Annotated in this window: 21 protein-coding genes; 15 read left to right on the top strand and 6 right to left on the bottom strand. The window is 68.7% G+C overall.

Annotated elements, in window-relative coordinates; all coding sequences use genetic code 11:
• Nucleotides 1–2: 2 nt before the first annotated feature.
• The 3 genes from OHA18_RS39675 to OHA18_RS39665 are packed head-to-tail and all read left to right on the top strand — an operon-like array spanning nucleotide 3 to nucleotide 3,337.
• Nucleotides 3–1,166, top strand: a complete 1,164-nt coding sequence (locus OHA18_RS39675) for a Gfo/Idh/MocA family protein (protein WP_329000556.1) — start codon at nucleotides 3–5, stop codon at nucleotides 1,164–1,166.
• The gene (gene xylA, locus OHA18_RS39670; RefSeq protein ID WP_329000555.1) at nucleotides 1,163–2,323 is read left to right on the top strand and encodes a xylose isomerase; all 1,161 of its coding nucleotides are present in this window, start codon (nucleotides 1,163–1,165) and stop codon (nucleotides 2,321–2,323) included. Before OHA18_RS39675 ends, xylA begins: the two co-directional genes overlap by 4 nt.
• A 12-nt stretch (nucleotides 2,324–2,335) precedes the next feature.
• Nucleotides 2,336–3,337 carry a sugar phosphate isomerase/epimerase family protein gene (locus tag OHA18_RS39665; RefSeq protein ID WP_329000554.1) on the top strand — a complete coding sequence of 334 codons (1,002 nt, stop codon included), beginning with the start codon at nucleotides 2,336–2,338 and terminating at the stop codon, nucleotides 3,335–3,337.
• Nucleotides 3,338–3,359: 22 nt separating this feature from the next.
• Here OHA18_RS39665 and OHA18_RS39660 read toward each other — a convergent pair whose 3' ends face one another.
• The gene (locus OHA18_RS39660; RefSeq protein ID WP_329000553.1) at nucleotides 3,360–4,283 is read right to left on the bottom strand and encodes a LysR family transcriptional regulator; all 924 of its coding nucleotides are present in this window, start codon (nucleotides 4,281–4,283) and stop codon (nucleotides 3,360–3,362) included.
• 96 nt (nucleotides 4,284–4,379) lie between these two features.
• On the opposite strand from OHA18_RS39660, the gene OHA18_RS39655 reads away from it, so the two are divergent.
• Genes OHA18_RS39655 through OHA18_RS39625 form a run of 7 tightly spaced genes read left to right on the top strand, consistent with a single transcriptional unit; the run spans nucleotide 4,380 to nucleotide 9,414 of the window.
• Nucleotides 4,380–5,267 (top strand): acetaldehyde dehydrogenase (acetylating), encoded by an 888-nt coding sequence (locus OHA18_RS39655; protein ID WP_329000552.1) that lies wholly within the window; start codon nucleotides 4,380–4,382, stop codon nucleotides 5,265–5,267.
• Nucleotides 5,264–6,274: a 4-hydroxy-2-oxovalerate aldolase gene (gene dmpG, locus OHA18_RS39650; protein ID WP_329000551.1), complete on the top strand. Its 1,011-nt coding sequence runs from the start codon at nucleotides 5,264–5,266 to the stop codon at nucleotides 6,272–6,274. The genes OHA18_RS39655 and dmpG overlap by 4 nt, the downstream gene beginning before the upstream one ends.
• Nucleotides 6,271–7,134, top strand: coding sequence for a 2-keto-4-pentenoate hydratase (locus OHA18_RS39645; protein ID WP_329000550.1), 864 nt, complete (start codon nucleotides 6,271–6,273; stop codon nucleotides 7,132–7,134). The genes dmpG and OHA18_RS39645 overlap by 4 nt, the downstream gene beginning before the upstream one ends.
• The gene (locus OHA18_RS39640) at nucleotides 7,131–7,874 is read left to right on the top strand and encodes an aspartate/glutamate racemase family protein (RefSeq protein WP_329000549.1); all 744 of its coding nucleotides are present in this window, start codon (nucleotides 7,131–7,133) and stop codon (nucleotides 7,872–7,874) included. The genes OHA18_RS39645 and OHA18_RS39640 overlap by 4 nt, the downstream gene beginning before the upstream one ends.
• Before the next feature lie 32 nt (nucleotides 7,875–7,906).
• Entirely contained in the window at nucleotides 7,907–8,341 is a 435-nt protein-coding gene (locus OHA18_RS39635) for a RidA family protein (protein ID WP_442914357.1), read from the top strand.
• Nucleotides 8,342–8,365: 24 nt separating this feature from the next.
• On the top strand, nucleotides 8,366–8,686 hold the full coding sequence (locus tag OHA18_RS39630) for a hypothetical protein (RefSeq protein WP_329000546.1): 321 nt from the start codon (nucleotides 8,366–8,368) through the stop codon (nucleotides 8,684–8,686).
• The gene (locus OHA18_RS39625) at nucleotides 8,683–9,414 is read left to right on the top strand and encodes a YqjF family protein (protein ID WP_329000545.1); all 732 of its coding nucleotides are present in this window, start codon (nucleotides 8,683–8,685) and stop codon (nucleotides 9,412–9,414) included. The genes OHA18_RS39630 and OHA18_RS39625 overlap by 4 nt, the downstream gene beginning before the upstream one ends.
• On the opposite strand, the gene OHA18_RS39620 is transcribed toward OHA18_RS39625, so the two are convergent.
• A complete protein-coding gene (locus OHA18_RS39620) occupies nucleotides 9,383–10,162 on the bottom strand; it encodes a hypothetical protein (protein ID WP_329000544.1) in 780 nt (259 codons plus the stop codon). The genes OHA18_RS39625 and OHA18_RS39620 overlap by 32 nt on opposite strands.
• 67 nt (nucleotides 10,163–10,229) lie before the next feature.
• On the opposite strand from OHA18_RS39620, the gene OHA18_RS39615 reads away from it, so the two are divergent.
• The 3 genes from OHA18_RS39615 to OHA18_RS39605 all read left to right on the top strand — a co-directional run bounded on the left by OHA18_RS39615 (nucleotide 10,230) and on the right by OHA18_RS39605 (nucleotide 11,756).
• Complete coding sequence (locus OHA18_RS39615; RefSeq protein ID WP_329000543.1) at nucleotides 10,230–10,724, top strand: MarR family winged helix-turn-helix transcriptional regulator; 495 nt, start codon at nucleotides 10,230–10,232, stop codon at nucleotides 10,722–10,724.
• 73 nt (nucleotides 10,725–10,797) lie between these two features.
• Nucleotides 10,798–10,971: a hypothetical protein gene (locus tag OHA18_RS39610; protein ID WP_329000542.1), complete on the top strand. Its 174-nt coding sequence runs from the start codon at nucleotides 10,798–10,800 to the stop codon at nucleotides 10,969–10,971.
• A complete protein-coding gene (locus OHA18_RS39605) occupies nucleotides 10,968–11,756 on the top strand; it encodes a GNAT family N-acetyltransferase (RefSeq protein WP_329000541.1) in 789 nt (262 codons plus the stop codon). Before OHA18_RS39610 ends, OHA18_RS39605 begins: the two co-directional genes overlap by 4 nt.
• Here OHA18_RS39605 and pip read toward each other — a convergent pair.
• The 4 genes from pip to OHA18_RS39585 all read right to left on the bottom strand — a co-directional run bounded on the left by pip (nucleotide 11,753) and on the right by OHA18_RS39585 (nucleotide 16,222).
• Complete coding sequence (pip, locus tag OHA18_RS39600) at nucleotides 11,753–12,700, bottom strand: prolyl aminopeptidase (RefSeq protein WP_329000540.1); 948 nt, start codon at nucleotides 12,698–12,700, stop codon at nucleotides 11,753–11,755. The two genes, OHA18_RS39605 and pip, sit on opposite strands and share 4 nt — an antisense overlap.
• Before the next feature lie 166 nt (nucleotides 12,701–12,866).
• Complete coding sequence (locus OHA18_RS39595; protein WP_329000539.1) at nucleotides 12,867–14,645, bottom strand: HNH endonuclease signature motif containing protein; 1,779 nt, start codon at nucleotides 14,643–14,645, stop codon at nucleotides 12,867–12,869.
• Nucleotides 14,646–14,852: 207 nt separating this feature from the next.
• Nucleotides 14,853–15,431 carry a GNAT family N-acetyltransferase gene (locus OHA18_RS39590; protein ID WP_329000538.1) on the bottom strand — a complete coding sequence of 193 codons (579 nt, stop codon included), beginning with the start codon at nucleotides 15,429–15,431 and terminating at the stop codon, nucleotides 14,853–14,855.
• Entirely contained in the window at nucleotides 15,428–16,222 is a 795-nt protein-coding gene (locus tag OHA18_RS39585; RefSeq protein ID WP_329000537.1) for an SGNH/GDSL hydrolase family protein, read from the bottom strand. The genes OHA18_RS39590 and OHA18_RS39585 overlap by 4 nt, the downstream gene beginning before the upstream one ends.
• A gap of 64 nt (nucleotides 16,223–16,286) precedes the next feature.
• Between OHA18_RS39585 and OHA18_RS39580 the strand changes: the two genes are divergently transcribed.
• A complete protein-coding gene (locus OHA18_RS39580; RefSeq protein WP_329000536.1) occupies nucleotides 16,287–16,724 on the top strand; it encodes a cupin domain-containing protein in 438 nt (145 codons plus the stop codon).
• Nucleotides 16,725–16,777: 53 nt separating this feature from the next.
• Complete coding sequence (locus tag OHA18_RS39575; protein ID WP_329000535.1) at nucleotides 16,778–19,834, top strand: hypothetical protein; 3,057 nt, start codon at nucleotides 16,778–16,780, stop codon at nucleotides 19,832–19,834.
• Nucleotides 19,835–19,943: the final 109 nt, after the last annotated feature.

The following is a 19,943-nucleotide window of genomic DNA, read 5'->3' as shown; positions in this document are numbered from 1 at the left end:
CAATGACGAACCTGGGCATCGGCCTGATCGGCTACGCGTTCATGGGTGCGGCCCATTCGCAGGCCTGGCGGAGCGCGCCGCGCTTCTTCGACCTGCCGCTGGACCCCGCCATGAACGTTCTGTGCGGTCGCAACGCCGAGGCTGTGCAGGCGGCCGCGACGAAGCTCGGCTGGAAGGACACCGAGACCGACTGGCGCAAGCTGCTCGGCCGCGACGACGTCCAGCTGGTCGACGTGTGCACGCCGGGCGACAGTCACGCCGAGATCGCGATCGCAGCCTTGGAGGCCGGCAAGCACGTCCTGTGCGAGAAGCCGCTGGCCAACACCGTCGAGGAGGCCGAGGCGATGACCGCGGCGGCCGAAGCGGCCAAGGCCAAGGGGATCAGGTCGATGGTCGGGTTCACCTACCGGCGGGTGCCGGCGATCGCGCTGGCCCGCCAGTTCGTTGCCGAGGGCAAGCTCGGCACGATCCGCCACGTTCGCGCGCAGTACCTGCAGGACTGGATCGCCGATCCGGAGGCGCCGCTGTCCTGGCGGCTGGACAAGTCCAAGGCCGGCTCGGGTGCGCTCGGCGACATCGGAGCGCACATCATCGACATGACGCAGTTCATCACTGGTGACACCATCGGCGAGGTCAGCGCCCGGCTGGAGACGTTCGTCAAGGAGCGCCCGGTCGCCGCCGAGCACTCCGGTCTGGCCGGTACGGCGGGCACCGAGCGCGGACCGGTCACCGTCGACGACGCGGCCGTGTTCCTGGCGACGTTCCGCTCCGGGGCGCTGGGTGTCTTCGAGGCGACCCGCTTCGCCACCGGCCGGAAGAACGCGATCCGGATCGAGATCAACGGAAGCCTCGGCAGCCTGGCGTTCGACTTCGAGGACATGAATCTCTTGCACTTCTACGACGCCACCGATGACTCGAGGACAGCCGGCTTCCGCCGCATCCTCGCGACCGAACCCGTCCACCCGTACGTCGCCGCCTGGTGGCCGCCGGGCCACCTGCTCGGCTACGAGCACGGGTTCACCCATCAGGTCGTCGACCTGGTCACCGCGATCGCCGAAGGAGCCGATCCGGAGCCGTCGTTCGCCGACGGGCTGCGCGTCCAGCGGGTGCTGGCCGCGGTCGAGGCCAGTTCGACATCCCGACAATGGCAGGAGATTCCGGAATGAATAGCTACACCCCGACCAAGGACGACAAGTTCTCCTTCGGTCTGTGGACCGTCGGCTGGCAAGGCGTCGACGTGTTCGGTACGGCGGTCCGCCCCGCGATGGACCCGGTCCACGCGGTCGAGAAGCTCGCCGAACTGGGCGCCGCGGCGGTCACGTTCCACGACGACGACGTCGTCCCCGACGACGCCACCCGCAAGCAGGTGCTCGACCGGTTCCAGAAGGCGCTGGCCGACACCGGCATGACCGTCGAGATGATGACCACCAATCTGTTCGCCCATCCGGTGTTCAAGGACGGCGGCCTGACCGCCAACGATCGGCAGGTCCGCCGGTACGCGCTGGCGAAGGTCCTCCGCAACGTCGACCTCGCCGCCGAGCTGGGCGCGACGACGTACGTGCTGTGGGGCGGTCGTGAAGGTGCGGAGTCCGGTGGCTCGAAGGACGTCCGGGCCGCGCTCGACCGGTACAAGGAGTCGATGGATCTCCTGTGCGCGTACGTGCGCGAGCAGGGGTACGACATCCGCTTCGCGATCGAGCCGAAGCCGAACGAGCCGCGCGGTGACATCCTGCTGCCGTCGATCGGCCATGCGATCGCCTTCATCAACGATCTCGCGGATCCCGAGCTGGTCGGGATCAACCCCGAGGTCGGCCACGAGCAGATGGCCAGCCTGAACTACGCGCACGGGATCGCGCAGGCGCTGTGGCACGGGAAGCTGTACCACATCGACCTCAACGGGCAGCACGGTCCGCGCTTCGACCAGGACCTGCGGTTCGGCGCCGGCAATCTCCGGGAGGCCTTCTGGACGGTCGATGTCCTGGAGGGTTCCGGCAGTTACCCGGCCTACGAGGGCCACGTCCACTTCGACTACAAGCCGCCGCGGACCGAGGACGAGGAAGGCGTCTGGGAAACCGCACGTGCGTGCATGCGTAACTACCTGATCCTCCGGGACAAGGTGCGGGCGTTCCGTGCCGACCCTGAGGTTTTGCATGCACTGGAGTCCGCACGCGTCGCGGAGCTGTCAGTACCCACCCTGGCCGAGGGTGAGTCGCTGGCCGATCTCCGCACCGCGACGTACGACCCGGAGGCGCTGGCCGAGCGTGGTCTCGGGTTCGAACGGCTGGACCAGCTGGCGATGGAGCACCTGCTCGGTGTTCGGTAGGGAGCAGACGACATGACTCGACCGATCACGTTGTTCACCGGCCAGTGGGCCGACCTGCCGTTCGAGGAGGTGGCGCGGCTGGCGGCCTCGTGGGGCTACGAAGGACTCGAGATCGCCTGCTGGGGCGACCATCTCGACGTACGGCGTGCTGCCGAGGATCCGGCGTACGTCCAGGATCGTCTGGACATCCTGGACAAGCACAACCTGAAGGTGTGGACGATCTCCAACCACCTGCTTGGGCAGGCGGTCTGTGACGATCCGATCGACCAGCGGCACCAGGCGATCCTGCCCGCGCACATCTGGGGCGACGGTGATCCGGAAGGTGTCCGGCAGCGGGCCGCCGAGGAGATGAAGACGACGGCTCGGGCCGCGCGTGCTCTCGGCGTCGATGTGGTCGTCGGGTTCACCGGGTCGTCGATCTGGAAGACGGTCGCGATGTTCCCGCCGGTGCCGCCGGCGATGCTCGAAGCCGGGTACCAGGACTTCGCGGATCGGTGGAACCCGATCCTCGATGTGTTCGACGAGGTGGGGGTGAAGTTCGCCCACGAGGTGCACCCGTCGGAGATCGCGTACGACTACTGGTCGACGACGGCCACGCTGGAGGCGATCGGGCACCGGCCGGCCTTCGGGCTGAACTGGGACCCGTCGCACTTCGTCTGGCAGGACCTGGACCCGGTCGGCTTCCTCTGGGACTTCAAGGACCGGATCTACCACGTCGACTGCAAGGACGCGAAGCGTCAGGTCGGCAACGGGCGCAACGGGCGGATGGGCTCGCACCTTGCCTGGGGCGACCCGCGGCGCGGCTGGGACTTCGTCTCGACCGGCCACGGGGACGTCCCGTGGGAGGCGTGCTTCCGGATGCTCAACACGATCGGGTACGACGGACCGATCTCGGTCGAATGGGAGGACGCCGGGATGGACCGCCTCGTCGGCGCTGCGGAGGCGGTCCAGTTCGTCCGCTCGCTCGCCTTCGACGCACCCACCGCGTCGTTCGACGCGGCGTTCTCGTCCTGAGCGGAGCCCCGGAGGTCCCCGATCACGACGTCGGGGACCTCCGGGGCCGTTGCCGGGCCTGGTCCGGTTGAAGGATCGTCAGACAGCGCTCGAGGACGGCCGACCTGGTGCCGTTCGCGATCGTGATGAAGTGCGTCACGTGGTGGTCGGCCAGCGGCCGGGCCCGCACGCCGACCCGTCGGAGCGAGCTGTACGACTGCGCCATCACCGCCGCACCGACCCTGGCCGCGACCAGCGCGAGAATCGCCTGCACCGTGTGAGCGGTCGCGACGCAGTGCGGTACCGCGCCGAGGCGTTGATAGATCGCCATCACCTCGTCATAGGCCTGGGGCGCGGATTCCCGCGGCCACATCACCAGGTCCAAGGTCCGCAAGGCCTCTGAGACGAGTGGCGAGGTGTCGCCGGCCAGCGGAGAGTTGTCGGGTAGGAAGACACTCAACGGCTCCTGCGCCCAGGGGATGCTCAGGAGTTCCGGTGCCCTGATCGGGAGGCGATGCACCGCGAGGTCGAGATCGCCGGTCTTGATCTCCGCCATCAGCGACATGTCGTCGAAGGACTCCCGCAGTTGCAGTTCGACGTCCGGCATCTCGCTGCGCAGCCGTGCGATCGCCGGACCCAACGGCCCGTTGATGGCAGAACCCACAAAGCCGATCCGGAGCCGGCCGGCGTGCCCGCGGGCGACGGCGCGGACCTCGGCGTCGAGGTTGTCGACACTGCGGAGAATGTCGGCCGCACGGGCGACGAACACCTCACCGGCGGCGGTCAGGGTCACCCCTCGAGGCGTCCGGTCCAGCAGCGCGACGCCAAGCCGTCGCTCGAGGTCGCGGACCTGTCTGGTCAGCGACGGCTGGCTGATGGTGAGCCGATCCGCCGCCGCGGTGATCGATCCCTCGCCGGCGATCGCGCAGACGTAGGACAGCAGGCGAAGGGTATAGGCGAAAGGCATGACTCAGATGCTAAGTCATGCCTTTTGGTCGCGATCCCGTCCGCGGTCGCGCATCCTCGTAGCGACCACGGACACGCCGGAGGGAAGCGACACACGGTGACTACGAAGACCTTGACCGCCGCGATCGTCGGCTCGGGAAACATCGGTACGGACCTGATGTTCAAGCTGCTGCGCTCGCGACAGATCGAACCTCGATGGATGGTGGGAATCGATCCCGGGAGCCCCGGTCTGGCCCGGGCCCGCGATGCCGGCCTGGAAACGACGGCCGACGGCGTGGATCGGCTGCTCGGCGAGTCCGAACTGCCCGACATCGTGTTCGAGGCGACGTCGGCCGCCGTGCACGCGGCGAACGCGCCACGCTATGCCGCGGCCGGCGTCACGGCGATCGACCTGACGCCGGCCGGTGTCGGACCCGCCGTGATCCCGGCCGTCAACCTCGCCGATCACCTCGAGGCCCCGAACGTGAATCTCGTGAGTTGCGCCGGGCAGGCAACCATCCCCATACTCGCCGCGATCAAGTCCGCGGCGAACGTGACGTACGGCGAGATCGTCGCCTCGATCGCGTCCGCGTCGGCCGGACCGGGCACCCGGCAGAACCTCAGCGAGTTCTGTCTCAAGACCGCGGGCGCCCTGCGGACCGTGGTCGGCATTCCGCGGGCGAAGGCGATCTCGGTCATCAACCCGGCAGAGCCCGCGAGGACGATGCGGGCCACCGTCTACGCCACGGTGACCGACCCGGACGACTCCGCGATCGAGGCCGCAGTGACGGCGATGGTCGCTTCGGTGGCGACGTACGTGCCCGGTTATCGACTGCAGCTGCTCGACGTCGACCGCGACGTCGTCACGTGCATGGTCGACGTCGAGGGTGCCGGCGACTATCTGCCTCGCTATGCCGGAAACCTGGACATCATCACCGCTGCGGCTGCCGCGGTCGCGGACGGAATCGCCCGCACCCGATCCGAGCGGAAGGAGACCGTCGGATGACTGGGATGGCACTGCATCTCGTGGACACGAGCCTGCGCGACGGCATGAGCAGCGTCTCGCACCAGTTCACCACCGACCAGGTGTCGGCGATCGCCGGTGGCCTCGCCCGGGCCGGGGTCCGGACCATCGAGGTCGCCCACGGTGTAGGCATCGGCGGCTCGTCGCTGCAGTACGGCCGTGCCGCAGCCACTGACAAGGAGTACGTCGAAGCCGCTGTCCGGGCGGCTCCCGCGGCGTCGATCGCGGCCCTTTACGTCCCCGGCATCTCGACCTTTGCCGACCTCGACGACATCGAGCAGGCCGGAGCCACCACGCTGCGGGTAGCGGTCCACTGCACCGAGGCCGATTGCGCCGAGCAGGCGGTGAAACGGGCCCGCCAGGACGGGCTGACCGCCATGTGCTTCCTGATGATGAGTCACAAGATCGAGCCGGCCGAGCTGGCGCGGCAGGCATCCAAGCTCGAGAGCTACGGCGCGCAGGTCGTGTACGTCGTCGACTCGGCGGGAGCCCTGGTCCCCACCCAGGCGGCGGCCCGGGTCGCGGCCCTGCGTGGCGCTCTCGACATCCCGGTGGGCTTCCACGCTCACAACAACCTCGGTCTCGCGATCGGGAACTCGCTCGCCGCCGCCGACAACGGGGCGACCTACATCGACGGCTCGCTGCGCGGACTCGGCGCCAGCGCGGGGAACGCGCAGACGGAAGTGCTGGCGGTAGCGCTCGACCGCTCGGGCTTCCAGCTGGACGTCGATGCCTTCGCGCTCGCCGAGCAGGTGGTCGCGGCCTGCATGAAAGCTCCCCAGATCATCGACGAGGCCGCCCTTCTGATTGGCTACGCCGGTGTCTACTCCACCTTCTTCCACCCCACGAAGCGGGCTGCCGCGAAGTACGGCACACCCGTGCGTGACATCCTGCTGGAACTCGGCCGACGCAACATCATCGGCGGCCAGGAGGACATGATCATCGACGTCGCGGCCGAGTTGGCCGGCCGGCGGGAGGCCTCCCGGTGACGGTGGCAGCGCGCGATCACCAGGCGGCAGGTCAGATCGCCCAGCAGCTATTGACGGCCCGGCGAGAACGCCTGCCGATGGCGCCGATCTCCAGGGCTCACCCAACGCTGGACATCGACGACGCCTACTCCATCCAGTCCTGCCAGGTCGATCAATGGCTCCTCGAAGGCGACACGATCGCCGGCTTCAAGATCGGCCTGGTGGCCGAGGCGATGCAGCAGCAGATGGGAGTTCACGAGCCGGACTTCGGGCATGTGATGACCAGCTCGATCCATCAGCCGCCGACCGAGCTGGACCGAGCCCGATACGTCGCACCGTTGGTGGAGCCAGAGCTCGGTGTCGTCCTTGCCGCCGATCTGCCCGGCACCGGCGTCACCGCCGACGCTGTCCTCGCCGCCACGGCGTACGTCGTACCGCTCATCGAAGTGGTCGACTCGCGGATCAGGAACTGGGACCTGACCATCGTCGACACCGTTGCGGACAACGCCTCCTCGGGCGGCGTCCACCTCGGTACAAGCCGGCACTCCCCGGAGCGCATCACGCTGAGCGAGGTCACCTGCGCCCTCCTGGTCAACGGGGTCGAGCGTGCCGGCGGCACCGGGCGGGACGTTCTCGGTCATCCTGCCGCGGCCGTTGCCTGGCTCGCCAACGAGCTCGGGCGTCGAGGCGTCCGGCTCAGGGCCGGCCAGTTGATCCTGTCCGGTGCGATGACACGGGCGGTTCGCGTCGACGCCGGTGATTCGATCCGCGCGGACTTCGGGCAGTTGGGTACGGTGCGTCTCCCGGTGACCCGTTCCGCTGCGACACCTCCTCACGACATCGCGTTCGACGCAGAAGCGAAGAAGGGCTCCGGATCATGAGCTTGCCAACCACCTCCTCCCACGTCGGAGTCCTCGGCCACACGATCGAGGGTGCGGCATTGTGCTGGACCGAGGTCGCCCGCCACAGCGCCAAGCTCGGGCAACCCCAGCATCCCGACATCACGATGGACTGCATCTCCTTCGAACGAGTGATGCCCGCCTGGGAGGCGGGCGATCTCGCAACGGTGCGGGCCGTCCTCCGCACCAGCGCCGAGAGACTCGCGAAGGCCGGCGCGGAGTTCTTCGTCTGCCCCGACAACACCGCGCACCTGGCGCTCGAGGACGCCGGGCCGGAGTTTCCGCTTCCGGGCCTGCACATCGTCGACGTTGTATCCGACGCCGCCCAGGCTGCCGGCTACCAGCGAGTCGCGATCCTGGGTACGCGCTTCACGATGAATGGTCCCCTCTATCCGCGCGAACTGGCCAAGCATGGCATCACAGCGGTCATCCCGACGGAGGCTGAGCGCGAACGGATCCACGACGCGATCTTCGCCGAGCTCGTCTACGGGCGGGTGCCGGAGAGCGTGCGGAGCACCTTCCACGGCATCGCCGAGCGGATGCAGGCGGAGGAAGGCTGCGACGCGGTGGCCGCTGTGTGCACGGAGATCCCGCTGGCCATCGACTCCTCCACCTCCCCGATCCCCGTCCTGGACTCGACCCGCCTCCTCGGCCGCGCGGCCGCCGAAGTAGCGCTCGGGCGCCGGCCGCTTCCGGTGTGGACCGGCGGCGCGTTCCGGTGAACAGGCCGCAGGATCACCTTCGCAGAGCTGGTTTGGAGCTGCCGCCGCACCCGCCCGCGCCTGCTGGGGCCTATCGCTCCGCCACCCTCGACAGGGGCCTGCTGTTCACCTCTGGCCAGGTCCCGCTGACCGACGGGCAACTGTTTGCCCAAGGCAAGGTCGGCCAGGAGGTGGAGCCCGGCGTCGCAGTGTTGTGCGCACAGGCGGCTGCCCTGAACGCCCTCGCGGCGGCGGCCGAGGTGATCGACCTCGCCGAGGCCCGCGCCTGTGTCTCAGTGCGCGTCTTCGTCGCCGCTACGCCGGCCTTCACCGACTACGTATCGGTCGCCGACGGCGCATCACGAGTCATCGCGGCGGCCTTCCCCGACGCCGGCCTGCCCGTTCGCACCGCGGTGGGTGTGGTGTCGCTCCCGCTGGACGCCCCTGTCGAGGTGGAACTGATCCTCACGCTGGACGGCAACGGCTGACCTGTGGGGGCTACTCTCGGTGGCATGACTGCTGGCAGATACGTCGCGCGGATCGTCGAGGTCCCGGATCACGGCATCAAGCTGGAGCCCGCGGAGAGTTCGGCCGCGCCGCAGGAACCGACCGAGGTGAACCTCCTCGGGATGGCGATCGCTCTGGCGCTCGGTGCGGCCGGCTACCGGCACCACACCGAGCAGCGTGATCCGGAGCTGCAGACCCTCGACACGTTGCTGAGCGGCGACGCGGTGATGCCGTGGAAGCCGGCCGAGGCCGGGAGTACGGCGTACGTCGTCTGTGAACTGAACGACGGTCGGCCGACCTGCGAGGTTCGGCCGACAGCGGAGTGACTTGGCCAGTTGCGCCGGCGTTGCCGCGGCCGCGCATCCTGCGGCAGCGCTGGCTGGATCTGACGTTCCTGCACTGGGCGCTCGAGCCGGCCGCGGTCGCGCGTTTCTTCCCGCCGGGCACGCGTCCGGACACCTTCGAGGGACGCACGTACGTCGGTCTCGTGCCGTTCCGGATGGTCGACACCGGGTTGCCGCATGGTCCGGGCGTGCCGTTCTTCGGTTCGTTCCTGGAAGCGAACATCCGCCTCTACTCGATCGACGAGACCGGTCGGCGTGGTGTTGTGTTCCTCAGTCTCGACGCGAACCGGCTCGCCGTGGTCGCGGCCGCGCGGACGGCCTTCGGGCTGCCGTACCGGTGGGCCGATATGCGTCACGAGCATGTCGGCAATCGGCACACGTACACCTCGACCCTCCGCCGCTCGCATGTAGGCGCACACGTCGGGATCGAGCTGGGTCCGCGGCTGCCGATCGGCCCGCTCGAGGACTTCCTCACCGCGCGTTGGGGTCTGCACATCCACCGCGCGGGCCGCACCTGGTACCTGCCCAATGAGCACCCACCGTGGATCCTGCACTCCGCGTCGGTCAGGTCGCTGGACGCCGACGAGCTCCTGAAGTCCGTCGGTCTCGTGCCGCCGGATCGGCCGCCGGATCACGTCGCCTTCAGCGCCGGCGTACCCGCGGCGTTCGGCCTGCCGTTCAGTCCATCAGGAGTGCGGTCTCCCGAATGATGAACTCGAGATCCACCTGACGCGCCCATCGGTTGACCTCGGTCGCCAGTGCGCGCGAGCCGGCGACGTTGCCTTCGTCGCGCAGCAGCACGGCGAGCAATGTCTGCTGGGCGAGCGCCCCGAGCAGGTGCCCGACCTTCTGACGCAGCTCGGTCGACCGCTCCCAGTGCTGCCTCGCCAGCACGAGGTCACCGGCCGTGTGCGCGTGATCGCCGAGATGCCGCAGCGCGAGCGACATCAGCAAGTCGTCGCCTGCCTTCTCCCCGAGCTGGTACGCCGTCGTGTAGTGCGCGAACGCTACCTCTGACTGCTTGTAAAGGTTGTCCGCCATGACGCCGGCGTAGAAGCTGACCGCTCCACGCCGGGCATCATCCGGAGCGTCTGCGATCAGCAGCTGGGAGCGTGCTCCGAGCTCTCCCGCGTCAGCACGCGATCCGAACAGCACGGTCGAATAGTCCTTCCGGAGCTTCACCATCGCGAGGTCCCAGGCCTGCTCGCGCGAGGGTTCGGCGGCTTCGGACGCTGATAGGGCGGTCTCGGCGGCCGCGATCGCGGCCGGGGCGTGATCGGTCTGCTGGGCGAAGTCCTGGTCGGCTGCCACCTCGGCTCGGGCCAGCGCGAGGGTGAACTGCTCGGCGGGCTCGTCGGTCCGGGCTGCGTTCAGGAGGGCGGAGGCGGCGGCCCACTGACCGGCGCGCATCAGGTGGGTGGCGGCGGCGACGACATCGGTGGCTGCAAGCTGGCTCATGGATACGACGGTATTTCGACATCGAAATATTTGACAACTAACCTTCAGCGGCTGAAAAGTTAGTCGGGTGAAGGATTTCGTGGATGCTCATGTCGACCTGTGGGCCGGTCAGTTGCCCGGGCTGGATCCTGACGTCGAGGGGATCACGGTCCGCATGCAGGTCCTGACGCGGTACCTCGAGCGCCGCCGGGAGTCCGTGCTCGCGGAGTACGGGTTGCAGCTGTGGGAGTTCAAGACGCTCCACATGCTCCGACGCGGCGGCACGCCGTACCGCGAAACGCCGGGCGGGCTGGCCAAGCAACTCGGGATGTCCGCGGCGGCGCTGACCAATCGGCTGGATGCGCTGGAGCGTCGTGGATTCATCGAGCGCGCGCACGACCGCGACGACCGGCGCAAGGTGGTCGCCACGCTCACGCGGACCGGGAACGACCTGTGGGAGCGTGCTATCGGCGACATCATCCGGGTGGAGGAGGAGCTGATCCATCAGCTGCCGGCCGGTGAGCGCGCCCGGCTCGACGAGCTGTTGCGGCAGCTGGTTCTCGTCACGGAGAAAGATTCCTAGCCGGGGGATGTCAAGTTCGGCCGGTCTGATCCGACGTCCAGGTGTAAGCGCCAAGACCCTGGAGGACAGACCGATGGAACCGCTCAACCTGATGGTGTCGCTGAGTCACTTCGCCAACGACAAGCGGGACAACAAGCACGGCCTGAGCGAGCGCGCCGGGCGTCGTCGCCGTACCGACGGGACCCTGAAGCCGGCTCGTCGTCGCAGTTGGTGGGTGATCCGGTCGCGTGTCAGAGTCCTTCCGTGACCGATGCCTCGAAGCGCGAGCAGTTGCTCGCGGTATATGACGACCAGCTGCGCGGGACGAGCGGGAGCGCGGACGTGCCGACGAGCATGGACGGCCCGGTGATCCGCGTCGAGTACCCGAACCGCGGGTTCGTCAGCTACCGCACCGTCGACGGTCTCGACAGCGCTGGGATCGACGCGCTGATCGCCCGCCAGCGCGACTACTTCGCCGCGAAAGGTCAGTCGGTCGAGTGGAAGCTGCGCGGCCACGACCAGCCCGCCGACCTGCCGGATCGCTTGCGCGCCGCCGGTTTCGAGCCCGAGGAGCAGGAGACCGTACTCGTCGCCGAGAGCGCCGACATCGTCGAGCGACTCCGCGGCCGCGATGTGGTCGACGGCATCACGATCCACTTGGTTTCCGACCGCGCCGACTTCGAGCGCATCGCGGTCATGGAGTCGACGGTCTGGAACGACGACTGGTCCTGGCTCACCGACGACCTGGTACGCCGCCACGCTGCCGGCACGGATGTCTACGTCGCCGAGGCCGACGGGCAGGTCGTCTCCGCCGCGTGGGCCGTGTACAAGAAGGGCACCGAGTTCACCGGTCTGTGGGGCGGATCAACGCTCGCGGAGTGGCGCGGCAAGGGCATCTACAAGGCGCTGGTCGCTGTCCGAGCGGCCCGGGCTGTCGAGCTCGGCTACAAGTACCTCCACGTCGACGCCTCCGACGACAGCTCCCCGATCCTCCAGCGCCTCGGCTTCCTCGCGGTCACCACGACAACGCCGTACGTCCACAAACCGGCTTAGGACTCCGCGAACCGGGCCACCGCGTTGCGCACGTACTCATGCATCGCCGGGCTGCCCTTGTGGCCGGCGTCGGCGAACGCAACCAGTTCAACGCCCGGCCAGACCTGGGCGAACCTCCAAGCGGCGTCGAACGGACAACTCAGATCGAGCCGCCCATGGACGATCACCCCTGGGACTCCCGCCAGGTTTGCGGCGCCGCGAAGTAAAGCACCGTCCTCGAACCAGCCGTCGTTGGCTGCGTAGTGTGCGCAGATCCGCGCGAACGCCAGCAGATCGGCCGAGGCGCGGTTGCTGAACGGGGCCGGTTTGCCGTGGGGCTCCAGAGACAGGACAGCGTCCTCCCACGCCGACCAGTTGAGCGCCGCCCTGGATCGCACCTGCACATCGGGGTCGTTGAGCAGCTTCACATACGCGGCGACAACGTCCTCGGAGATGCCATTGCTGAACCGTTCCCACTCCTCGGGAAACAGCCGCGCGACGCCGCCGCGATACAGCCAGTCGACCTCCGCGCGGCCCATCAGCCAGAACGCGGGCAGGATCATCTCCGACACCCGTTCGGGATGACGTTCGGCATAGGCAACTGACAGCGCCGATCCCCACGACCCACCGAACAGCAACCACTGCTCCACCCCAAGCTGCGCACGCAACTGCTCCATGTCGCGCAGCAGGTGCTCGGTCGTGTTGAGCGACATGTCTGTGGCGAGATCGCTTGCGTGCGGGGTACTCCGCCCGCAGCCCCTCTGATCGAACAGGATGATCCGGTAGCGCTCCGGGTCGAACAACTTCGGCGTACCGGACGGACTGCCGCCCCCGGGTCCACCGTGCACGATCACCGCCGGCTTGCCATCCGGATTCCCGCGCTCCTCCCAGTAGACGCGGTTACCGTCGCCGGTCTCCAACATCCCGCTGTCACGAACCTCGCTCGAGGAATGGGTGGCAGACATCTGAACTCCTCCAACGGCAACCTGGTCGCGGCCGACCGTACCCACGTCGCGAGTCATCCGCCGTTTGACCATCTGACGACTTCACCACCTGCCACGCAGACGGCACCGTCGGACCCGGGTGATGTTCCCCTCCGGCGGCTTCGGTAGACGGGACTGGGTGGGCGTGTCAGCCGACGCCGGTCGCTCCGTCTTCCCACGGATCGAACGACGCGCGTCCGAACTCGACGCGTGCGGTTGCGGGTGACGTGGCGGCGTCCGGCGTGTCCTCATCGCCCCAGGGAGAGAAGGGCGCACGCCCCGTCGAGCCGGCACGCGAGCGCGGCGCGGCGTTCGCAGCTGGCGGGTGTTCGTCATCATCCCAGGGATTGGGTTGTGGGGCGGTGGGTTGGTGGACGATGTCGGCGGTGGGTGGTTTGTATCTGCCGGGTGGGATCGCTGTCGGGTTGGCCCAGGTGGGGTGGGTGACCAGGACGACGCCGTCGAGGATGCGGATCTGCCAGTGGCCGGAGTGCAGGTCGCGGTGGTCGCGTTTGCACAGGAGCGCGAGGTTGGAGACGGCGGTGATGCCGCCGTCGAGCCAGGAGACCACGTGGTGGGCGTCGCAGTGGATGGGTGGTGCTCCGCAGACGACGCAGCCTTGGTCGCGGGCGTTGAGGGCGCGGCGCATGGGGCGGGTGACGAGGCGTTGGCTGGTGCCGACGTCGAGTGGTTGCGATTTTGATCCGAGGACGATCGGGAGGATCTCGGCGTCGCAGGCCAGCCGGCGGACGGTGGCGGCCGACAGGTTGTCTCCGAAGATCAGCGCGCCGGTTGCGTTCGCGGTGGCGGCGGTGAGGTCGTTGTAGTCGATGGTGATGCTGATGTGTGGCTTCGGCCCGTGGCCGGGCACGAACTGAGGATCGCCGCCCGAACCATCCGCGTCACGTCGGTCTGCGTCACGTCGGTCCGCATCACGGCCTTCGGCGTGATGACCGCGGGCCTCAGGCCGGCCGGATTCAGCCGCCGGGAGGGGAAGCTGGATGAGCCTGCCGCTCGCGCCGTCGCTGTCGTCGTCAGTCGCGGAGTCCTTTGCAGTGCCGGTATCGGCCGGCTTGGTGTGGGCGGCGGCCGCCGTGCTGGTGGTCTTGCTGGTGGCCGCGCCGGCCGTGCCGGTGGTGTTGAGGATTGTGGTGAGGGCGTCGGCTTGGCGTTTGCTTGCGGGGCGGGGGTCGAGTTGGCCGTCGATGGTGCGGTGGGGTTTGGCGTGGGCGTGGATCAGGGTGCGGAAGAGTTCGGCGTTCTCGTTGGCGAGGTAGCCGCGGAAGGTGACGCCTCGGTCGGCGGTCTTCCAGGTGAGGGATTCGCGGGTGTAGGCGGCCTTCTCGTCGGGTTCGGGGCCGTCGGGGTCGAGGATGTCGCGGATTGACCTGCCTGCTCTGCGGAGTTCCGTGGGGGTGTGGGTGGCGGCCAGGTCGATCAGCCGCCGTTCGGCGAACTCGAGGTTCTCGGCCGGGATGGTGGCGGGCAGTTTGTCGAGGATCGCCACGATCGCGGCGGCCTGGGCGGGATGCACCCGCCACGTCCCGTCAGCGGCCCCTGCACTGTCCGCACCAACCGCGTCGGCTCCGGTGTCCGCGCCGGTGTCGGGGTTGGTGGCTGTGCTGGGGTTGGCGAACGGTGCGGCGGGATCGGGGAGGGCCGCTGAGGTGCTCGCGTACTTGGTCAGGCGAGTGGCGAGGCGGACGTCGCGGTGGGCTTCGGCGGAGTCGATGCGGTAGCGCTTCGTCAGGAGCCGTGCGGTGCTGCCGGCGCCGAGCTCGGTCGCATACCCGGACTCGTCGATGCCGGCGACCAGTTGTAGCGCGAGCGTCTTCAGCCGGGCCGTTTCGGCGAACACCGCGTCGAGAGCTGACAGCTTCTCGCTGTCGCTCATCGACCAGACGGGTCGTTCACCGAGGATCTCCATACCGCCAACTGTAGACATGGCCTCCGACAGTTTTCCAACCTCGGAACCCCTTGTTTTCAAGGAGTTCCGCGAACCGTGGGTTATCCACAGTCAAAGCAGGTTATGCACAGATTCGCAGAAACTTGCTTCAGGCAACGATTCGTGGATGCGGCAGGTACGCAGAAAGCTATGCTCCCACCCCCGGGGTGGACGGTTGCTGGTCGCGAGTCAGGCCGGCGGGCGGTAGAGCGCGTAGTGCATCGGTCCGTTGTGTGGCAGTTCGAGTTCGGCGATGACGGTGAAGCCCAGAGATTCGTAGAAGCCGACGTTCGCAGGGTCCTGGGTCTCGACGAAGGCGGGGGAGTGGGCGGCGTCCGCGGTCGCGAGACCGGGTGTGATCACGGCGTGGCCGAGGCCTTGGCGCTGGCGGTCGGGTTCTACCGCGGCGAGAGCGAGTAACCAAACGGGCATGCGCGGATGGAACGCGCCGATCGCCTGCCCGTACTCCGCGTTCAGCGCCGCGCGGGACCCGGTGAGCTCCTCGAACGCGGCGGCGTGTGGTGCGAACGCGTCCGCCGGCATGTCCGGCGGGAACCAGATCGCGACCGCGCTCACATCGTCCGTGACCCAGATCCGTCCATGTGGCAGCCCAACGCCTTCGACGAACAGCCGGTGGTACTCCGTGAGCCGTTCGAGGTACCCGTCCGGGTCGAGGCAGGCCCGGCTCATCGGATAGTCGACCAAGGCCCGCGTCAACGTGTCGACCGCCGCGTCGAGGTCCGAGTCGGTTGCCTCACGCACCTTCATGCCCGGAGCTCCGCGATGATCAGGTCAGCGACGGCTCGCATGCCGCCGGCGTTCGGGTGGTACGGGACGAAGCCGCCGAGGGTCGGCGGCAGCAGCGTGAATCCGGTGGTCCACGGCTCGGGTGAACCGACCGCGTGGTCGACGCTCGCCGCCGACGCCGCGATCAGGTCGGCGCCCGTTGCCGCCGCGGCCTTCGCGAACGCACCGGCCAACCCGTCTGCCATCATCGCGACGCTCGGCAGTTGCTCCTCGTTCAGCGGTACGTCGAGGCGCGGTCGCGTGCCCGGGCCGACCAGGCTGAGGTAGTCGACCAGCAGGATGCGCGCCTCCGGAGAGCGCTCCCTGGCTCTCTCGACCACGGTCGTCAGCGAGTCGGCGACCGCCTGGTACGACGCCTCGTCCTTGAGGTAGCTGACCCGCGCGCGGATCCGGTTCGCGACCCGGCGGCCGAGGATCGTGGCCGGTTTCGCGATCGTGTTGAGGAAGCTCCCGCGCAGGAACGTGCCGACGTACTCGAGATCGTTGCCGCCGACGGTAATCGTGATCAGGGCGGTGTCCGGAGTGAGCGCCTCGAGTTGCGGTGGCGCGTCGTCCTGCGGGGTGTCGAGCACATGAGCGGTGGTGGCGCCGGAGTAGGAGACGTCAGTGAGGTCGAGCCCGAGCTCGGCGGCGACCAGGTGGGCGTAGTTGTTGCCCGAACGGCCGGCGGGCGGATGCACGATCGGGCTGATTCCCGGTCCGGCCGCGAAGGAACTACCAAGGGCGACATATCGGCTGCCGGATGCGATCACCGCACCACGATAGTTGACCTGCCACCATGAGCCGACTGTTCTGCCGACCGAAAGGGACCACCTCATGCGCCGAGTTACTCGGGGAGCGCTCTCTGCCGTCGCCGCCGGCGGCCTGGCCATCGGCCTGCTCCCGGCCGCGGCGGACGCGACGCCGGGGTCGGGCGTGACCGGCACGATCCTGTCCCAGACCACGCTCGGGCGGACCGACTACGTGCTGCGGGAGATCACCATCCAGCCGGGCGGTACGACGGGGTGGCACTTCCACGACGGCACGCTGTACGCGTTCGTGAAGGCCGGCACGCTGACCCACTCCGACCACGACTGCAAGACCGACGGCGTGTACCGGGCCGGCGCCGCGTTCACCGAGCCGAGCGGATCCGATCACGTCCACGTCGGCCGCAACCTGGGGACGAAGCCCATCGTCCTCGACGTGCTCTACGTCCTCCCGCACGGCAAACCGCTGTCCGAGGACGCAGCCAACCCGGGTTGTTCGTTCCAGTAGCTCGTGCCCGTTGGGACACGATCGGCTGCCCGGAGGTACGACATACTGCCCCGGTGACTGACGACGTGTTCGGTACGGCGGGAATTCGCGAGCGGGTGCTGGCCGGATGGGCGGCCGCGCCGGTGCGATTCCGGGAAGACGCGAACGCCGAGGAGGAGCTGGCGCTCGGTGGGTACGTCGACCGCCTGGTCATCGAACTCGCCCAGAACGCCGCCGACGCAGCCGCACGCGCCGGAGTACCGGGCCGCGTGCTGTTCGAGCTGAGCAACAACACGCTGGTCGTCGCAAACACCGGCGCACCCTTGGACGCCGAGGGGGTCGGATCCCTGGCAACCCTTCGGGCCTCGGCCAAACGCGACGAACCGTCACGTCATCGAGCAGGCCAGGGTGGGGAGGATCTCCCTCCCGAATCGGACAGCAATCCTCCCCACGTGGTCGGCGAGGCAGGTGCTGGGTGGGTGCAGGCGGTGGGACGCTTCGGTGTCGGCTTCTCCGCCGTGCTCGCGGTCACCGACGAACCGGTCGTCCTCTCGCGGACCGGAGGCGTCCGGTTCTCGAAGGCAGACACCGCGGCCGCGATCGCCGGGCTCACACCCGGCCTCGACACCGAGGTACGCCGTCGCGACGGGCAGGTTCCAGTACTACGCCTCCCGTTCGAAGCCGACGGCGAGCCGCCCGCCGGCTACGACACCGCAGTCATCATCCCGCTCCGCGACGAGACCGCGGCAGCCCTCGTCCGCCGCCTACTCACCGAAGCCGACGACGCCCTCCTTCTCGCCCTCCCCGGCCTGCAACGCATCGAGATCGAAACCACTGAGCATCATCGAGTCCTGGAAGACGCCGAGTCCCGCTGGCACATCCACCGCACCTCCGGAACCTTCAACACCACAGAACGCGAGCAGTTGCTGGCCGACCGCCCAACGGAGGAGCGCTCCCGCCCCACCTGGTCGGTGGTCTGGGCCCTGCCTCGCAGTCCCGTCACTGAGGTTGCAGGGGTTGTTCATGCGCCGACGCCCACGGATGAGGCGCTCTCGCTCGGAGTGTTGCTGTTGGCAACGTTCCCGCTCGACTCGACCCGGCGGCACGTGGCGAAAGGCCCGTTGACCGATCGCCTGGTGCAGGAAGCAGCCGGAGCGTTTGCCGAGCTCCTGCAGGACCGAGCCGAAGCCGGCGACGACGTACTCCGCCTCGTCCCCACCGGCCTCGCAGCAGGCCCGCTGGATCGTGCCCTCCGCGAACAGATCCTTCACTACCTCCCCACCAGGCGATTGCTTCGCGCGGTGGAGGACGGGACTGTGCTGCGGCCGCGGGATGCGGTGGTGGTGGAGGGGGCAGACGATGCGTTCAACGGCATGCTGGCGCCGATCGTGCCGGGCTTGATCAGCGCTCGCCGTGAGGATCGGATTGTGCTGGATGCCTTGCAGGTGAGGCGTTCGGAGTTGGCTGAGGTGGTGGATCAGCTCGGGGGAGAGGAGTCGCCCGACTGGTGGCGTGCGCTCTACATCTCACTCGGCGGCATGGTCACCGACGCCTTGATCCGGGAGTCCCTCGGCACGCTCCCCGTCCCGCTCGCCGACGGGCGGCTCGTCCGCGGCGCCCGCGGTCTGCTGCTGCCCGGGCCCGAGATCCCGGTCGACATCCTCGCCGCGTTCGGCGAGTACGGCGTCCGCGTGGTCCACCCCGACGCCGTCGACCCGGCCCTCGAACGACTCGGCGCGATCCCTGCCACCCCACGATCACTCCTGGAAGACAGCGCCGTCCGCACCGCGGTCGAGCACTCAGCCGACGCCGACGACCCGGACGCGATCGCCCACGCCGTGCTCAGTCTCGTCGCCGCCGACCCTGCGCAAGCCGAAGGCCTCTGGTGGCTGAACGACCTGATACTCCGCGACGCCGACGGCGAACTGGTTCCCGCAAACGCCTTGGTTGCCGAGGGCTCCGACGCACAGAGCATCCTCGACCCCGACGAAGTCGCCCCTATCGCCAGTGACGTCGTCGACCGCTACGGCCTGCCCGCTCTCGAAGCCGTCGGCGTCCTGGCCTCCCTCGGCATCGTCGCCGCCTCCGACGTCGCTCTCGACCAGCTCCCCGGAGCAGTCCAGGACCTCGACGCGATCGAGGACTGGGCGTACGACGTCGCGCCCGACGGATCCCGGTACGGCGCAACAGTCGGCGAGCTCGAAGCGATCCGCGACCTCGACTGGATCACTGACGACAGCTGGCCGAAAGCCCTGCAAGTCATGGGTTCTGCGCCCGATCTGCGCCGCGCACTCGTCACCCAGGTCCGCGTCGTCGGCCCGGACGACCGGCCGCTCGGCGTGCCGTCGTACTCCGCCTGGTGGATCCGCGAACACGTCCTGCTCGACGACGGCGAACCGCTCGCCGGACGGGCCGACCCCGAGGCCGAGCCGGTGCTCGCGAGCTTCCTGGACGAGGCGCCGGCCTGGACGGCCGAACTCGATCCAGAGGTCCGTACCGCGGTCGGTCTGGTCCGCGACGTCGGCGATCTCGATGCCGACGGCATCAGTCTGGTGCTCGAACGCTTGGTCGACCCCGAGCGCGAGGTCGACGCCGCTTCGATCCTCCGGCTGTGGACCCGGCTCGGCACGCTGGCCCTGTTCCCGGGCGACGCCCCGGAGCAGGTCCGGGTCCTCGGGGCGGACGGCGTGACCCGGGTGATCGACGCGGACCAGGCCGTCGTCGTCGACGGTCCGATGTGGGTGCAGCGGGAGGACCTCGGCGGGTTCGTGATCGGTTCCGGCGCCGCGGCGGACGGGTTGAGCGACCTCCTCGACGTACCGATGGCGCAGGAGATTGCCGACGGCAAGATCGACGGCCCGGGTACGGCGGCCGACGTACCGCCGATCGTCCGGGAACTGGTCCCCGAGGTGCCGGCGACCTGGTGGGAGCACGAGGAGCTCACGGTCGACGGCGTCGAGGTCTCGTGGTGGGTGGATGCCGACGGTGGGCCGCACGCGGCGACGTTCGACGGCCTCGCGAAGGCGCTGGCCTGGGCGGCCGGCCGCTGGGACCGGCGGCACGTTATCCGTGCGGTTCTCAACGAACCGGACCGCAGTACCGAACTTCTCGTCGACGCCGTCTACGACTGACCGGATCCGGCCGCGGGGGCGAAATTGCACGCCCTGTGACCGTCGTTGGAAGCGTTTCCGCCTACGGGCGTCACGCAGAGCGAGCCAACGTTGTCAAAGGTTGGTATAT

This window comes from Kribbella sp. NBC_00709, from assembly GCF_036226565.1.
Lineage (GTDB): Bacteria > Actinomycetota > Actinomycetes > Propionibacteriales > Kribbellaceae > Kribbella.
This window is presented reverse-complemented; position numbering and strand designations above follow the sequence as displayed.

Coding starts and splice junctions, on each gene's coding strand:
- OHA18_RS39640 (WP_329000549.1), top strand. CDS start 7,131: ATGAGCTTGCCAACCACCTCCTCCCACGTCGGAGTCCTCGGCCACACG.
- pip (WP_329000540.1), bottom strand. CDS start 12,700: ATGTCTGCCACCCATTCCTCGAGCGAGGTTCGTGACAGCGGGATGTTG.
- OHA18_RS39590 (WP_329000538.1), bottom strand. CDS start 15,431: ATGAAGGTGCGTGAGGCAACCGACTCGGACCTCGACGCGGCGGTCGAC.
- dmpG (WP_329000551.1), top strand. CDS start 5,264: ATGACTGGGATGGCACTGCATCTCGTGGACACGAGCCTGCGCGACGGC.
- OHA18_RS39620 (WP_329000544.1), bottom strand. CDS start 10,162: ATGAGCCAGCTTGCAGCCACCGATGTCGTCGCCGCCGCCACCCACCTG.
- OHA18_RS39660 (WP_329000553.1), bottom strand. CDS start 4,283: ATGCCTTTCGCCTATACCCTTCGCCTGCTGTCCTACGTCTGCGCGATC.
- OHA18_RS39580 (WP_329000536.1), top strand. CDS start 16,287: ATGCGCCGAGTTACTCGGGGAGCGCTCTCTGCCGTCGCCGCCGGCGGC.
- OHA18_RS39630 (WP_329000546.1), top strand. CDS start 8,366: ATGACTGCTGGCAGATACGTCGCGCGGATCGTCGAGGTCCCGGATCAC.
- xylA (WP_329000555.1), top strand. CDS start 1,163: ATGAATAGCTACACCCCGACCAAGGACGACAAGTTCTCCTTCGGTCTG.
- OHA18_RS39610 (WP_329000542.1), top strand. CDS start 10,798: ATGGAACCGCTCAACCTGATGGTGTCGCTGAGTCACTTCGCCAACGAC.
- OHA18_RS39665 (WP_329000554.1), top strand. CDS start 2,336: ATGACTCGACCGATCACGTTGTTCACCGGCCAGTGGGCCGACCTGCCG.
- OHA18_RS39595 (WP_329000539.1), bottom strand. CDS start 14,645: ATGGAGATCCTCGGTGAACGACCCGTCTGGTCGATGAGCGACAGCGAG.
- OHA18_RS39675 (WP_329000556.1), top strand. CDS start 3: ATGACGAACCTGGGCATCGGCCTGATCGGCTACGCGTTCATGGGTGCG.